The sequence below is a fragment of the Robertmurraya sp. DFI.2.37 genome, assembly GCF_029211245.1.
Lineage (GTDB): Bacteria > Bacillota > Bacilli > Bacillales > Cytobacillaceae > Robertmurraya > Robertmurraya methanolica_A.
The window spans coordinates 1-392 of the sequence record NZ_JARGEJ010000319.1; the positions used below are offsets into that span (position 1 = coordinate 1).

A 392-nucleotide genomic window follows, 5' to 3' on the forward strand; every position below is an offset into this window, starting at 1 on the left:
CTTGCTGCTTGTGCTTTAGACTTAGGGGTTTTTCTGCTTTCTCTCCACAAGCTAATTGCTATCCATACACATCCAATGGCGACCAATGCGCCATGTGTCATCCTTAGCGGTTGACCTCCGAAAAATTGAGGTATATATAGCAGCATGCCGATAACAAATGGAATGCCACTAAAAGTAGGATATTTATCAGACTTCCAAATAGTTATTGCAAGAATGATGGCAGCGGCAGCGAGCAATAGTAACCCAATCAGGAACATGATGAGACCTGTGCCAGAATGGACAATGCTGGCCAGACTGAACATATTTTCTAAATTCTTTAATGACGCTTGCGTTAGCTAGATTTGCATGATGATTGACTTGATAGAATAATTTATCATCCATGACACCAGGAG

The 392-nt window shown here is 41.6% G+C and carries 1 protein-coding gene; it reads right to left on the reverse strand.

Annotated features, from left to right (window positions below):
- On the reverse strand, window positions 1-302 hold a 302-nt coding region (locus PZE06_RS26695), incomplete at its 3' end, for a hypothetical protein (protein ID WP_275792198.1).
- Window positions 303-392 lie beyond the last annotated feature (90 nt).